The organism is Deinococcus misasensis DSM 22328 (assembly GCF_000745915.1).
Taxonomy (GTDB): Bacteria; Deinococcota; Deinococci; order Deinococcales; family Deinococcaceae; genus Deinococcus_C; species Deinococcus_C misasensis.
The window spans coordinates 23,977-39,125 of sequence record NZ_JQKG01000036.1 but is presented as its reverse complement, the minus strand read 5'-3'; the positions used below and the strand labels follow the sequence as shown (position 1 = coordinate 39,125).

The following is a 15,149-nucleotide window of genomic DNA, read 5'->3' as shown; positions in this document are numbered from 1 at the left end:
GGAAAACAAGCTGCACTGGATGTTGGATGTGGTGTTTGGGGAAGATGATCACCGTTATGCGAAGGATCATGGGCCAGAAAATCTAGCGGTGTTGCGGCACATGGCGTTGAATCTGCTGAATCGCGAACCGTCCAAAGGGGGAATGAAGCGCAAGAGGAAACGAGCTGCGTTGAGTGATGAGTTTCGCTCCACCCTCCTGATGCTTCTCCTTCAGCCTTAACGTGCGTCACCCCTGTCCACAAAGGGGATCAACATGGACAAACTGCAAAAACCAAGCCTGCTCAGGGTACAGCTTCTGGGCGGATTGTGGATCGTGATGGTGGTGGTGTTCATTTTCAGTGCTTTGCCTGCCGGGATGGGCACCGGAGACATCTTGCTGGCCAGCCATTTTGCCCGCATGTCTTTTGCCAACACCGTGGTGCTTTCTCTGGTGGTGGCCGGTTACATGGTGCTCAGGCACACCGGATGGCTGCGTTTTCCTTTTGCCGTTCTGACGGTGTTTTTTGGGGCTTTTGCGTTGTTGCCTTATCTGGTGATTCGCGATTTGATGGTCCTGAAAGACCAGAGCCTCAAAACCCCTCACTGAGGGCAGCACTCTGGCGTTTGGCCACGTACATGGCCTGATCTGCCACATGGTACAGGGCGTCTTCGGTGCGGGCATCGTCTGGGAACAGGGCCAGACCACAGTTGACCTGCACCGGAAAGCTGGTGAACTGCTGCTGCAAGGTTTCTTGCACCTTGCCCACAATGCGTGAAGCCACAGTGCTGTCTGCCAGAGACAGCAAAGCAAATTCATCTCCGCCCAGACGGTAGGCCCGACCCATGCCTCTGGAGTGTTGTTTGAGGCTTGCCCCCACCGCTGAGAGCACTTCGTCACCGGTCTGGTGTCCGTGGGTGTCGTTGATGAGTTTGAATTTCTGGATGTCCACAATCACCAGAGAAAACGGAATCCCGGCCTGAATGCGCTCGTCGATGTCGTGCATGAAGGCCCGGCGGTTCCCCAGCGAAGTGAGGGCATCGGTGTTGGCCAGTTCGCTCAGGTCGTGCCAGAGTTCGGCATTGGAAATCGCAAACCCGAGGTGTTTGGCCAGCAGTGAAGCAAAATGCAGGTCTTCGGCATCGAAGAAATGGCTTTCGTAGGATTGCCATGACAGGGCTCCGCGGGTGCCTTTCTGGGTTTTGAATGGCACGCCCAACCAGGAACGGGTGGTCAGCGTGGCGGTTTCATTGAAGGTGGAACGCACCACAAAATTGCGGGCACGCAAAAAAACCTGAAAATCTCCGGTCAAGATGGTTTCTCCAGCCAGCACACATTCCACGAGGCCCTCGGGTCTTCTGGGGGTGGTCATGCGAGAGTGGATGCCATCTTCAAGGGTTTCGATGGTCATCATGTCCGGGTTTTTGGGGTTGACCATGGCAATCAGCATAATCGGCACCTGCGCCACCCGGTGGGCCAGCTGGTAGGTGCTCTTGATGATCTCTGAGGTGGTTTTCTGTTCAGAAATCAGTTCAAGGATTTCGAAGATGGCCTGGTAGCGGGCAATGCGTTGCTCGGTCATGGGTGGGGACCTCTGGAGCGCGATAAAATAAGTAATTCAGCTTAGCATGTTTTGAATTGGCTTCTGGAACAGAAAAATGAGAAGGGGCAGAAGGCCGAGAGCCGAGAGCCGAGAGCCGAGAGCCGAGAGCCGAGAGCCGAGAGCCGAGAGCCGAGAGCCGAGAGCATGATGCCCTGCCTGTCAGCACAGATCAAGGGGCTTTGTCCTTCTGAACGGTTGAGCCAACGCCTTTTTGTTGCCCTCGGCCTTTACACCGTTTGAATTTTGGAACCGCTTCCTCTTACAATACCACTGTAAGGAGACAACCATGAGAAAACTGCTGTTCGCGTTCAGCGCGCTCGCCAGTCTGACCTGTGCTCTGGCGCAATCCCTCCCAGAGAACACCGCTCGGATCCATTATTTCCGTCCAGATGGAAATTATGAAAACTGGGGACTGCACGTCTGGGAAGACGCCGATGTCAATGTGAGCTGGGACAAACCCCTGCAACAGAGTGGCAAAGACGAATTTGGGGCCTTCTTCGATGTCAAACTCAAAAACGATGCCAAGAAACTGGGTTTCATCATCCACAAGGGCGATGACAAAGACCCCGGTCCAGACCAGTTTCTGGACCTGACCCAGAGCAAAGAGGCATGGATCATCTCGGGCAGCAGCAAAGTCAATGTGAGTCTCCCTGAAACGGGTGCACCCAAGGTCAATCCCAACGCCAAACCTGCTCCAGCCCAACCTGCCAACACCCTGCGCATCAATTACAACCGTCCTGACGCGGTGTACGAAGGCTGGGGACTGCACCTCTGGGAAGATGCCGCGGTTTCTGTCGAGTGGACCAAACCCTTCGCACAGACCGGCATCACCGATTACGGTGCATTCTGGGATGTCCCCCTCAAGAACGATGCTGCCAAAGTCGGTTTCATTGTCCACAAGGGCGACGACAAAGATCCCGGACCGGACATGCTCTGGACCTCCAGCTTGCCCAGAGAAATCTGGCTGGCCTCTGGCAGCAGCAAGATTTTCACCGAAAAACCCGACCTGAGCCGCCAACCGGTGGGAGACCTCTCCAAGTCACAGGCCCACTGGCTCACGCAAGACCTGCTGGCCGTCAAGCCCGGCATGGTCAAAGAAGGGGCCAAATACCAGCTTCACTTCGACATCTCTGCCGGACTGAAACTGTCTGCAGACGGGGTTGAAGGTGGCCGTGCCATTGAAGTGGATTACGTGGGAACGGGCCTCAGCGAAGTGCTGGCCCAGAAATACCCCCACCTGAAAGGTTACGCGGTGCTGAAAATCCGCGAGCGCGACCTCAGCAAAATCCCCAACATTCTGGCCAGCCAGATTGCGGTGTCTGCTCTGGGCAGCGACAAGAAACCCATCGATGCCACTGGCGTCCAGACTGCTGGCGTGCTGGACAGCATGTATGCATACTTTGGCAACCTCGGGGCCACCTTTGGCAAGACCAACATCACCCTGAAGCTCTGGGCTCCCACCGCGCAGGAAATCAAACTGTTCCTGTACAACAACGCCACCGACAAGCAACCCGCCGATCAGTTGGAACCCACCTTCAACAACGGGGTGTGGACCGCCACCATTCCCAGCAAGTGGAAAAACAAGTTCTACCAGTACCGCATCAGCGTGTACCACCCCCTGACCGGCAAGATCGAAACCAGTGTGGTGACCGATCCTTACTCGGTGGGTCTGTCCCTGAACAGCAAAATGAGCTGGCTGATCGACCTGAACGACCCCTCCACCCAACCTGCTGGCTGGGCCGGTCTGAAAAAACCCGCTCTGGACAAGTTCACCGACCTGAGCCTGTACGAGCTGCACATCCGCGATTTCAGTGCCATGGACAACACTGTGCCTGCCAACCAGAGGGGCACCTATCTGGCCTTCACCCAGGGCAATGCAGACGGCATGAAGCACCTGAAATCTCTGGCGGGCGCAGGTCTGAAGGCCATCCATTTGCTGCCCAGCTTTGACATCGCCACCATCAACGAGTACAAACCCGACCAGAAAACCACCCCTGACCTGAAAGCTTTTGGTCCTGCCGACACCCGCCAGCAGGAAGAAGTCACCAAAATCAAGGATCAGGACGCTTTCAACTGGGGCTATGATCCTTACCACTTCATGGTGCCAGAGGGCTCTTATGCGGTCAGTGCTTCCAACCGCACCAAAGAGTACCGCCAGATGGTGATGGCCCTGAACCAGTCCGGTTTGCGGGTCATTCAGGATGTGGTGTTCAACCACACCAACGCTTCTGGCATTGCTGAAAAATCCGTGCTGGACAAAATTGTTCCCGGCTACTACCAGCGTTTGAATCTGGACGGTCTGGTGGAAACCTCCACCTGCTGTGCCAACACCGCCACCGAGAACAAGATGATGGAAAAACTGATGATCGACAGTCTGGTGCTGTGGGCCAAACAGTACAAGATTGACGGTTTCCGTTTTGACCTGATGGGCCACCACATGGTGCAGAACATGAAAAATGTTCGCAAGGCTCTGGACGCCCTGACCCTTGCCAAAGACGGCGTGGATGGCAAGAAGATCTACGTTTACGGTGAAGGTTGGGACTTCGGAGAGGTGCAAGGCGGCAAGCGCGGCCTGAACGCCACCCAGCTCAACCTGTACGGAAACGGCATTGGCACCTTCAATGACCGCATCCGTGATGCCCTGCGTGGCGGAAGCCCCTTCACCGACCCCAGAGAACAGGGCTTTGCCACCGGTTTGCTGACCTCCCCCAATGGTTTTGGTGTGACTGCGGGTCAGGAAAGCCGCCTGCAGAACCTGCAAGACCTGCTGAAAGTGGGCATCGCAGGGAACCTGCGTGACTTCACCTTCAAAAATGCTGCGGGCGAGACGGTCAAAGGCAGTCAGGTGATGTACAACGGCAACAGTCCTGCTGGGTACTCTGCCAACCCTCAGGAAACCATCAATTACGTCAGTGCCCACGACAACGAAACCCTGTTCGATGCCATCCAGTGGAAAGCCCCTGCCAGCGCAGACATCAACACCCGGGTCCGCATGAACAACCTGTCCCTCAGCGTGATCATGCTGTCTCAGGGCATCCCCTTCTTCCATGCCGGCGATGACCTGCTGCGCAGCAAATCGCTGGACCGGGACAGCTACAACTCTGGAGACTGGTTCAACCATCTGGACTTCACCTACCAGAACAACAACTGGGGTGTGGGCCTTCCCCCTGCCGAGAAGAACCTCGACAAGTGGGACCTGATGCGTCCTCTGCTGGAAAACCCCGCCCTGAAAGCCGGGAATGCCCAGATCGTGCGTGCCCGCGACCACTTCCAGGACCTGCTGAAAGTGCGTTACAGCTCTGACCTGTTCAGGCTCTCCTCTGCCCGAGACGTGCAAAACAGCCTGGCTTTCCTGGACACCCCCAACAGCGTGCTGGCCTACACCCTTTCTGGTGCGGTCAGCAAAACCAATCCTTTCAGCAAGATTGTGGTGGTGTTCAACGCCAGCCCTGAAATGCAAACCGTCCAGACGGGCATCTCTGGTCTGAGCATGCACCCTGTGCTGCAAAAAAGCACCGATGCTGCCCTGAAGCTGGTCAGCGTGAGTGGCAGTCAGGTGAATGTGCCAGCCTTCACCACCGCAGTGCTGGTTCGCTGATCCCACAAACCCATCCAACCCGTCAAAACCCTTACTGAACGCCCAGCTTCCTCCAGTTACACTGAGGGGAAGCTGTTTTTGTTGGATCCCGCCACATCTGTGTTCTGCAACACAGGTTCGATTTGACAATTCTGTTGGATTCTGAAGTGTAAAATTTTCCCAACAATCCCAACTGTGCCCTGATCGCCACATCAGCTGAGGAGGCTTCTTTTGATCCCCTTTCACAAAAACCCCTTTGGATTTCCGCGGGTTTCCTCCATGCTGAGACAGGTGCTGGATGGGGTGCAAGATCTGTTGATCCTGCTGACCCCTGAAGGCCGCATCCTGCAGACCAGCCCCAGAGTCCAGAGCTTCCTCAAGGTTCAGCCTCCTCAAGGTGCTCTGGTGTCTGAGTTGCCCTGCTGGTCGGCTGAGAACCAACAACAACTGGCTTTGTTGCTGAACCCTCCTCCAAACGTGCCCCTCCAGTGGACCCTGGACCAGCCCACAGGACGCCTGCTGGCTTTCTTGACCCCCTTGCACAACACCACCGGCAAAATCACCCATGTGCTGATGGAATTGCAGCCCCATGCTCAGGCGGAGCACCAGGTGCTGGAAGTGCTTCAACACAGCCAGAATGCATTGGCCTTGCTGCATGAGGATCAACTGGTCTGGAGCAACATGGCCCTTGGGCGCCTGCTGGGCCTGCCCTGTCAGGAGATTTCAGGGACAGGTTTGCTGCGTTTGCTGGACCTGCAAGAGCAAAACCCACCAGAGCACATCCGTTGGACCCGTCCGGATGGGGAAACGCTCTGGTTGCATGCCACCCTGCAACACCACACGCTGGAAGGGACAGATGCCACGTACACCCTGTTGGAGTTTGCAGATGCCACCCCCGAATTGAAAGCCCGACAGGACATGGATGTTTTGCACAGGCAACTGGAATTTGCCCTGCAGAGCAGTGGGGTGGGAAGCTGGGAGTGGGATGTGCAGCACAACACCCTGCTCTGGGATGCCCGGATGTGTGAGATGTATGGTCTGGAAGCCCAACGTTTTGAAGGTCCTTTTGAGGAATGGCCCAAACTGGTTCACCCCGAGGACAGCGGCAAAGTGGTGGGGTTCACTTACCAGACCCTGAACGGCATCAACAGCACCGCAGAGTTTCGCATTCTGCTTCCAGATGGGTTGATCCGGCACACGCGGGTGGTGGGGCACCCGATCTGCGATGAACACGGCAGACCCCAGAAAATCATGGGCACCAGTTGGGACATCACCCCCGAGAAACGCATCGAACTGGAACTCCGTGAGGCCCACCGCATTGCCCAGATTGGCAGCTGGAAATGGGACCTCGTGCACCGCACCCTCGAATGCTCAGAAGACTTCCGGCGGATGCTCGGGTATCCTCTGGATGCGCCTCTGCCCACCCTGGACGACTTGAGGGCCATGTTCGTGCCCCAGAGTTTGCAGAACCTGCAAGCGGCCATGGACGAAGCCATTGTGCAGCAGGATGATTTTGCTCTGGATGTGGAACTGAAGGTCAAAGGCCAGACCCGCTGGATTCACCTGAAAGGCCGCACCGCCCAAAACCGCGAAAGACAGGTGGTGCTGCTGTACGGCACCGCACAGGACATCACCGAAAGCCGCAAAGCCCGTGAAGCCCTGCAGGCCCTGTCCAACCGTCTGTTGCTGGCCACCGAGGCTGGAGGCATTGGCATCTGGGAATGGGACAGCGACACCATGTGCATCGAGATGGACCGCAAAATGCTGGAACTGCTCAACATTCCCGAGCAGGGCAGCCACAGGCAGGACATCTACCAGTTGATCCGTGCCCAGATCCTGAACGATGACCAGCCCATGCTGGAAGAATTTTTTCGTGCTGTGGCAGAAGGAAGGCAGCAGTGGCAGCACATCCTGCATGCTGACTTCCGGGTTTCCCTGAAACGGGGCAAATTCCGGGTGATCCGTTCACATGCACGGGTGCTGCCCGGCACAAGCCTGGGGACCTTCCGCATGCTCGGGACGGCGTGGGACATCACCGACCAGAAAACCACCGAGCACCTGATCCGCCATCAGGCCAACCATGACGCCCTGACCGACCTCCCCAACCGGCGGCTGTTCTTCGAATTGCTGTCTCAGGAAATCAAAAATACCCACCGCACCGACCACTTCTGTGCGGTCCTGTTCATCGATCTGGACCGCTTCAAGGAAGTCAACGACACTTTCGGGCACCAGGCCGGAGACGAACTCCTGAAAGAGGTGTCCAACCGCCTGAAGATGTGCACCCGAGCCAGCGATGTGCTGGCCCGACTCTCTGGCGATGAATTCGTGATCATGCTCACCCACCTCTCTGAAATCAGCCCTGCTGCCATGATTGCCGAGCGGATTCTGGCGATCCTGTCCCATCCGATCAAACTGGGCCGGGAAAACATCACCATCACGGCCAGCATCGGGATTGCGGTTTATCCAGAGGATGCAGAAGATGCCAACAAACTGCTGGTGTATGCCGATCAGGCGATGTACAACGCCAAAAACGAAGGCAAAAACCGCTATGCCTTCTTCCAGAAAGCCATGCAGGACCAGGCCCTTCAGAAACGCACCCTCACACTGGAGCTTTCACAGGCCATCCGGCGCAACGAACTGGAGATGTACTACCAGCCCATTCTGGACCTGAACACCCACAGCATCCTCAAAGCCGAAGCCTTGCTGCGCTGGAAACACCCCGAGAAAGGGTTCATCAGTCCGGCCGTGTTCATTCCCATTGCCGAAGAAAGCGACCTGATTCATGCTCTGGGCGATTGGGTGTTCAAAACGGTGGTGCAACAAATCCGCAGTTGGAACCAGCAGGGGCTTCCAGAGATCGATGTCTCCGTGAACGTCTCAGCGAAGCAGTTTCTGCAAAAAGGCACCATGGAGCGCTTCATGGGGTACACCCGTGAGGCAGGCATCCACCCGGATCGCCTGATCATTGAAATCACCGAAAGCGTGTTTTTGCAGGATGCCTTTGAAATCGCCGAACAGTTCCGTTTGCTGCAAGAAGCTGGAATCCGTCTGGCCCTTGATGACTTCGGGACCGGCTATTCCAGCCTGAATTACCTGACCCGCTTTGACACCCGCTTCATCAAAATCGACCGGTCGTTCGTCAAGAACCTGACCGAAGACAGTTCCAGTCCGATCATTGATGCCATCATTGCCATGAGCCACCAGCTTGGCAAAACCGTGATTGCAGAAGGGGTGGAAACCCGACAGCAGGTCGAATGGCTCAAAGCCCGATCATGCGACTATGTGCAAGGGTATTACTACGCCAAACCCATGCCTGCTGCAGATTTTGTGAAGTTTGTGCTGGAGTTCATGGCCCCCCTGGACCCGGACATGCACTGACCTTCACCACAATCCCTTCGGTTCACAACATGTTCTCAAAGGCAAACCCGTTGGGAGGATCTTGAGCCTTTCTCAAAAGGCCCAGAGCCTCTCCTCATTTGCAATTCATGTGTGCAGAAAGGTGAAAATTTTAAACAGCTATCATGAGGCCCCTTTACACTGGTACCCATGAAGAAAGCAATTTTGGTGCTCTTTGTTGCATTTGGCGGTCTGGTGGCCCAGGCTCAAACCCAGAGCTTTGCCCCGGTCACCGCCCCTGAAACACTGCGCAACCTGACCCTTTATCCCGGCGCGTACCGCCTGACCGATGCCAAAGATCAGGCCGCTCTGGATGCTTCCATTGGCAAGCTTTTCACAGCCGTCAACATCAAATGCACCAGCATTGAAGAGGTGTTCTGGAGCAGCAAAGTTCCCAAAGACAAAATCCTGACGGGCTTTGCCCTCAAAATGAACGACCTCAAGTATTCCTTTGATGCGGTGAAGAAAATCAAAACCGGATCCATCATCAAAATCAAAGCTGGACAGCAAGAACTGCACGGCCTGTGGAATTACACCAAGAGTACCACCATGCTTGCGCTCTGCAAGTGAAACCCCTTTGAAACCTGCTCTCCTGTCCCGGCCTCTGGTCGGGATTTTTTTGGGTTGAAAAACACAAAATGGAATTCCCCTTAACTTTTTGGACATCACCTCTCACTTCCCCCGTCCATCATGAAAGCATGGACATGCAAACCCGTGAACGCATCATTGATCTGGCCGAGCAGGGATTTGAACTTGAACTGGAGGCCCCCATGATGGTGATCACCCGTGATCTGGGGGGCACCATCACCACCGAAGTGACCCAGCAGCAATACGAAGCCCTCAAGCGGGTGCGAGACATGCAAGCTGGATTGGTGCACCAGAGGTGGGAAGATGGAGCATGGCAGGCCGGAGACCGCCTGACTTACCAGACCCCTTTGGTTCTGCCTGAGGGGCCAAACCCCAATGGCAAATACCCTGTGGTTCTGCACCTGAACCGCATCATCCACTGATTCAACACGCTTCAGCAAACCTTGATGGAATCTTGAGAAGGATGCCATGTCCTTCTCATTCTTTGTTGTTTCAAAACATCCACAGCAAATCTTCTGGTGGAAATCTTCCAACGCTTACAGGATTTTTGAATTTCCCAACAATTGCAGAACCTTCATGAAGTCAGGACCACCTTGGAATTTTGTCTTGCAAAATGTAATTTTTTTGTGATCTCAAGCACGGGCTTTTCTGCAAGTCCTCCTACAATCGACCTGAGATTCAAGACCCGCCTTTTCTCCTTGTGCCGGAATGGCAGAAGGTGGAATGGATTTTGCCTTGTTCTGGAGGTCAACAATGATGTTCAAAAAGCATGTTCTTCCCATGGCCCTCGTGCTCAGTCTGTCCCTTGCTGCTTGCGGAAGCAACACCCCTGCTGTGATCAAACCCAGCGCAGGAACTGTCAACGGATACACCATTGATGTCAGCAAGAAAGACACCGTCAAGTTCAATGTCAGCGCTCTGGACGGAACCGGAAAAGTCATCTTGGATGGCAAAATCGACAGTTTTTCCGTGCAGGTTCAGGAAATCAAAAACAACCCTGCAGACACCACCCTCAATGATGTCACCGTCACCACCAACATCTGTGGTCAGTACACCTCTGCGGGTGGTCCCATCACCTGCGCTCTGGTGCTGGATGCAAGCGGATCCATGGACAGCACCGACCCGGACAAGAAACGCAACGAAGCCGCCAAACTCTTTGTGAGCCGGATTTCCAGCAAGGATCAGGTGGCTGTGGCCAACTTTGGCTCAGACAGCAAACCACCTTATGACGACCTGAATGTCTACCAGGAATTCACCTCAGACAAAACCCTGCTCGACAAGGCCATTGATGATGCCACCCTTGCAGATGGAGGAACCCCACTCTGGGAAGCCACCACAGAATCCGTGGATCTGCTGTCCAAAGCCAGCGGCAACAACAAAATTGCACTGGTGCTGACCGACGGCAATGCCAACAGCGCCACCGCTCTGGATGGTGCCATTGCAGCTGCACAAAAAGCCAACGTGAAACTGTTCATGGTGGGACTGGCCGCCAACAGCATTGATGAAGCAGACATGCAAAAAGCTGCACAGATGACCTCTGGTCTGTATTCCAAGGTTTCAGATGCCGCCAGCCTGAATGACCTGTTCAACAAAGCCTTTAACCAGAGTCAGGCCTTCGGATGCCTGCAGGTGGTGTTCAAACTCAAAGGGGCGGTGCCTGCAGCAGGCACCGAAATCAAAGGAACGCTGACCATCAACATGAACGGTGGACAGTTTGTGGCTCCTTTTGCCGTGACCTTCCTGTAAACCTCAAGTTCCAGCTGCTTCAGAATGGCATTCCTGTCCCAAACAGCACAGCATAAAACCCCACCAGAAGCACACAACTTGCCAGCATCAACCCATTGCGCCGAACGTTGAGATTCGGCGCAATGCCCGTTCCAGACGAATGCAAATACCCGAGCCACAACAAACCTGAGGTTCCTCCAAGGGTGCTTGCTGCCGCCGAGGTGAGCACCAGCACCCATCCGTAAGGATTCATCAAGCCAATCAGCAAAGCCAGCAACCCGCCAGAGAGGTATGACAGAGACAGCAAACGTCCCACTTGGCCGGGGGTTGCTTCTGGTGAAACCACATGCTGCAATGCACGCACCAGCAGCAGGACCACCACAAAATACAGCCCCACACCTGCAACGGTCAGCACAACCTGATGCAGCAAGAAGTGGCTTTCACCTGCAAAAAAACCCGATGGCCCATCTCCAAAATCCCCGAGGCCACTGACCCCAGAGAACATCAGGTACCCTGCAGCATCCAGAAGGCTGACCGCCATCACCAACCAGAAAAAGAACCGACCCTGTGGACCACGGGCTTTTTTCAGCATCATATGAAAGATCCAGCCCACCAGCACATTCACCAGCACCCCTGAAGCAGCAATGGTTCTCTGGGCGGCCACAGAAACCTGTGTGGCATCGCAATCCACATAAAAGGCCCCGATGCTTTTCAGGTGTGCCCCCAGCAACACACAGCTCAGGGCGTGACCTCCGGCTTCATGCATGAAAATGGCCAGAATGTAGGCCACACAGGACAGGGCCATCAGGGCGATGGGGTCAGCTTGCACAGCACGGGTCTTTTGCGGATGGGTCTGGTTCATGGTCCACCTCTTCCTTTGAAAGGCATCATGGAAGGTGAACCTTTAAAAAACCTGAAAGACCGGTGGTCTGCAGACCCATGGGAAAAAAGAAAATTCCGGATTGCTCCGGAATCTCTTGCACAGTCTTTTGTGGTGGGCGATACGTGATTTGAACACGTGACCCCTCGCGTGTGAAGCGAGTGCTCTACCGCTGAGCTAACCGCCCCCAAATGGGCCCTACAGGATTTGAACCTGTAACCAATCGGTTATGAGCCGACTGCTCTGACCGTTGAGCTAAGAGCCCCCGTTCATCCGTCACTGCTCTCAGGCGAAAATAAAGGTAGCACTAAAAACACCAAAAGTCAACTTTTCGGATTCAAAAGCCAGCACAGGTCTATAGGGGCACTTTGTTCAAACTTGGTTTTTGCCCCCATTTGACGTACCCTGACAGGGAGTGAAACCCAGCACAAAAGGGTGATCCAGCAAGCGAGGATGAATGATGCCGCATTCTAAATTGCACGTCCTGCACGTATCCACAGAGGTGTTCCCCTTCTCCAGAACAGGCGGTCTGGCAGATGTGGCCGGAGCCCTCCCCTACGCCATCCAGAAGCATGGACATGTCTCCAGCACCCTGAGCCCATGGTATGAGACCCTCAACACCCCACAACCTCCCGAGGTGATCAAAAGCTTTCAGGTGCCCGGAATTGGCAACATCGAACTGGGACAGGTGACCATCGATGGGGTCAACCACTACTTTCTGAACTTCCCTCTGGTGCACACCCCCAAACTGTACGGCTATGAGAACGACCCTGAGCGCTTCGCACGGTTCTGCCTTGCAGCCATGCACGCCTTGCTTCACCTGCCCCATGTGGATGTGCTGCATGCCCACGATTGGGGGGTGGGCCTCTTGCCTGCCATGATCCAGTATGCTGCCCCGCACCCGAGGTTGCACGGCATCAGCACGGCCTTCACCATCCACAACCTCCAGCACCAGGGCCGTTGGAACCCTCAGGATGTGCTGGGTTGGACCCACCTTCCTTCTTATCTGGTGCATCCAGATGGGGTGGAGTTCTTTGGAGATGTCAACTACATCAAATCTGGCATCCGGTATGCCGATGTGGTCACCACCGTTTCACCGACCTATGCTCAGGAAATCACCACCCCCCTGTACGGCGAAAATCTGGATGGCATTTTGCGCCAGACCCAGTATCAGGGCAAATTGCGGGGCATCCTGAACGGTCTGGACACCGAACGCTGGGACCCACGTGTGGACCCCGACATCGTGCAATTCAGCGATTACACAGGCAAAAAAGCCGCCACAGAAGCCCTCCGTCAGGAATTCAACTTCGACGAGAAACCCATTCTGGCTGCCGTCACCCGTCTGGCCACCCAGAAAGGCCTCGATTTGATGCTGCCCTTCTTGAAAGAACTGCTGGAAGACTGGAACATCCTGATCCTCGGGGGTGGAGATGCCAACCTTGAAGGCATTTTTGCTGTTCTGGATGAGCATGTGCCTTCTTTCAAGTTCCGCTCTGGCATGCAAGAAGCCCTGTCCCACCGGATTTATGCAGGTGCAGATGCCTTTTTAATGCCCAGCCGTTTTGAGCCTTGCGGCCTGAGCCAGATGATCAGCATGCGTTACGGCACCCTGCCCATCGTGCGTGACACAGGCGGACTGCATGACACCGTGCCCCCCCACATCGGCTTCCGGTTCCGCGAGGCCACCCCTCAGGCCCTCAGAAACGTCCTGCGTGAAGCCAGAGGGGTCTATGAAGACAAAGCCGCATGGGAAGCCCGGGTGCGCGAAGGCATGAAACAGGACTTCTCCTGGGAGAAAGCCGCTGCAGAATACATCGCTTTGTATCGGACCTTGCTGGAAGATTGAAATCAAGATCAAACCAACAAAAAGGGCGCAGTTGCGCCCTTTTGCTTTTTCATGTTTCAGAACAGGTCTACAAATGCTCTGGTGAACGCAGGGAGGTCATCGGCGTGCTGGGCAGTCACCAGATTGCCGTCGGTGACCACTTTTTGGTCCACATAGTTGGCCCCAGCATTCACCAGATCCTCTTTGATGGAGGAAAATCCCGTCAGGGTGCGGCCCTTGACAACACCTGCACTGATCAAAGCCCAACCTGCATGACAGATGGCCCCCAGAGGCTTCTTCTGCCCGTCGATCTCGCGGATCAGGTCGGTCATGGCTTTCACGCGGCGGATGCGGTCCGGGGCAAAACCTCCGGGCACAATCAGTCCGGCCAAATCCTCGGACTTCACATCCGAGGCAGCAATGGTGGCTTCCATGCTGTAAGGGGTTTTTCCGTGGTAAGAGGTCACTTTGGGACCAATCACCACCACACCAAATCCAGCTTCCTGCACACGGTAGTAGGGGTAGATCACTTCACGTTCATCAAAGTAGTCTTCCAGCAACAGTCCAATCATTTTCATGGCTTCATTGTAGGGGCAGGGGGTGGGAGCCTGAATGTGATGGTGCAGGCAAATGGGCCGAGCGCCGAGCGCATTGTGATTCACACAGAGAAAATGGTCAAGGGGATTGTGTAGGGGCCAGGGAGGCAGAGGGATCAGAACGCAATCCTTCGTTTTGCCCAAGAAGGCATGCCTCGCCCGATGCCAGAACACCCCTTACTCCTCTGCTGCCCGGACCTCTTCGATGAATTTCAAAACGGCTTCGTTGAAGCCCTCGGGGTCCAGCAGGTTGCTGAGGTGGGCGGTGTCCAGTTCGAGGTACTGGCCTTTTGTCACTTCTGCCATCTCTCTGGAAGCCGAGGTGGGAATCAAGGTGTCCTGTTTTCCTGCGATGACCAAGACCGGCATGTTCAGGCCAGAGAGCACTTCTTTAGAGTCTGGACGGGCAGCCATGGCCCTCTGGGCTGCAGCCACACCCTCAGGAGACGCTTGCAAGACCATGGTTTTCACGCTGTCGATGATGTCCTCCGGGGCATCCTGGCCCAGCAAACCGGGGAGCATGGCATCGGGAACGCTTTTCAAGCCTTCTTTGAGGACTTTCTCAGCCACGTTCAGGCGGTTTTGTTTGCCCTCAGGGGTGTCTTCTCCCATGCGGGTGTTGGCCAGAATCACCCCACTGAAACGCTCTGGGGCCAGAGCCAGCAAACGCATCAGCAGGTACCCTCCCATGCTGAGTCCCAGAGCAATGGTGCCCTGCTCTGGGAGGGTTTTCAGCAGGTCCTGAGCAAAATCCTCCAGAGAGGTCAGGGTTCCAGCTTGACCACCAAAACCGGGAACGTTGGGGGCAAAAACCTCTTCTCCGGCATCGTAAAGCGCTTGTTGCAACAGGGCGTACATCTGGTTGTTCAATGGGAAAGCATGCAAAAGCAGGATCATGGTTTGAGTGTACTCGGTTGTCAGGGGCTCGGCAGGCCTTGCCCTTTTGCCGAGAACCGAGAGCATCGCTCCACACGCATAAAAC

General features: G+C 55.3%; 11 protein-coding genes, 2 tRNA genes and 1 pseudogene. 8 read left to right on the top strand and 6 right to left on the bottom strand.

All coding sequences use genetic code 11. From position 1 onward, the window contains the following. Positions 1-220, top strand: a pseudogene (locus tag Q371_RS17990) (ISAs1 family transposase); the annotation flags it as partial. Positions 221-253: 33 nt separating this feature from the next. Continuing rightward, on the top strand, positions 254-586 hold the full coding sequence (locus Q371_RS17985; protein ID WP_034342909.1) for a hypothetical protein: 333 nt from the start codon (positions 254-256) through the stop codon (positions 584-586). On the opposite strand, the gene Q371_RS17980 is transcribed toward Q371_RS17985, so the two are convergent. Then, complete coding sequence (locus Q371_RS17980; protein WP_034342905.1) at positions 570-1,559, bottom strand: GGDEF domain-containing protein; 990 nt, start codon at positions 1,557-1,559, stop codon at positions 570-572. The genes Q371_RS17985 and Q371_RS17980 overlap by 17 nt on opposite strands. Positions 1,560-1,866: 307 nt before the next feature. On the opposite strand from Q371_RS17980, the gene pulA reads away from it, so the two are divergent. The 5 genes from pulA (at position 1,867) to Q371_RS17950 (ending at position 10,887) form a co-directional block, all read left to right on the top strand. After that, positions 1,867-5,178, top strand: a complete 3,312-nt coding sequence (gene pulA / locus Q371_RS17970) for a pullulanase-type alpha-1,6-glucosidase (protein WP_084571515.1) — start codon at positions 1,867-1,869, stop codon at positions 5,176-5,178. A gap of 258 nt (positions 5,179-5,436) precedes the next feature. Beyond that, positions 5,437-8,535, top strand: a complete 3,099-nt coding sequence (locus Q371_RS25975; RefSeq protein ID WP_157442793.1) for a bifunctional diguanylate cyclase/phosphodiesterase — start codon at positions 5,437-5,439, stop codon at positions 8,533-8,535. A gap of 168 nt (positions 8,536-8,703) precedes the next feature. After that, positions 8,704-9,123 (top strand): hypothetical protein, encoded by a 420-nt coding sequence (locus Q371_RS17960; RefSeq protein WP_034342902.1) that lies wholly within the window; start codon positions 8,704-8,706, stop codon positions 9,121-9,123. A 128-nt stretch (positions 9,124-9,251) separates the two neighbouring features. After that, complete coding sequence (locus Q371_RS17955; protein ID WP_034342900.1) at positions 9,252-9,563, top strand: hypothetical protein; 312 nt, start codon at positions 9,252-9,254, stop codon at positions 9,561-9,563. A 331-nt stretch (positions 9,564-9,894) separates the two neighbouring features. Then, positions 9,895-10,887: a vWA domain-containing protein gene (locus tag Q371_RS17950; protein WP_034342898.1), complete on the top strand. Its 993-nt coding sequence runs from the start codon at positions 9,895-9,897 to the stop codon at positions 10,885-10,887. Between the two features lie 19 nt (positions 10,888-10,906). Here Q371_RS17950 and Q371_RS17945 read toward each other — a convergent pair whose 3' ends face one another. From Q371_RS17945 to Q371_RS17935, 3 genes are all read right to left on the bottom strand, one after another. Then, positions 10,907-11,728, bottom strand: coding sequence for a hypothetical protein (locus Q371_RS17945; RefSeq protein WP_034342896.1), 822 nt, complete (start codon positions 11,726-11,728; stop codon positions 10,907-10,909). A gap of 130 nt (positions 11,729-11,858) precedes the next feature. Then, a tRNA-Val gene (locus tag Q371_RS17940) sits at positions 11,859-11,933 on the bottom strand. Between the two features lie 5 nt (positions 11,934-11,938). After that, positions 11,939-12,011: transfer RNA gene (locus Q371_RS17935), tRNA-Ile, on the bottom strand. 192 nt (positions 12,012-12,203) lie between these two features. Here Q371_RS17935 and Q371_RS17930 point away from each other — a divergent pair. Next, positions 12,204-13,592, top strand: a complete 1,389-nt coding sequence (locus Q371_RS17930) for a glycogen synthase (RefSeq protein ID WP_245618369.1) — start codon at positions 12,204-12,206, stop codon at positions 13,590-13,592. 56 nt (positions 13,593-13,648) lie between these two features. On the opposite strand, the gene Q371_RS17925 is transcribed toward Q371_RS17930, so the two are convergent. Together Q371_RS17925 and Q371_RS17920 are read right to left on the bottom strand one after the other, a co-directional pair. Continuing rightward, a complete protein-coding gene (locus Q371_RS17925; RefSeq protein ID WP_034342894.1) occupies positions 13,649-14,149 on the bottom strand; it encodes a type 1 glutamine amidotransferase domain-containing protein in 501 nt (166 codons plus the stop codon). A gap of 195 nt (positions 14,150-14,344) precedes the next feature. After that, the gene (locus Q371_RS17920; protein WP_034342922.1) at positions 14,345-15,064 is read right to left on the bottom strand and encodes an alpha/beta fold hydrolase; all 720 of its coding nucleotides are present in this window, start codon (positions 15,062-15,064) and stop codon (positions 14,345-14,347) included. Between the last annotated feature and the right edge of the window lie 85 nt (positions 15,065-15,149).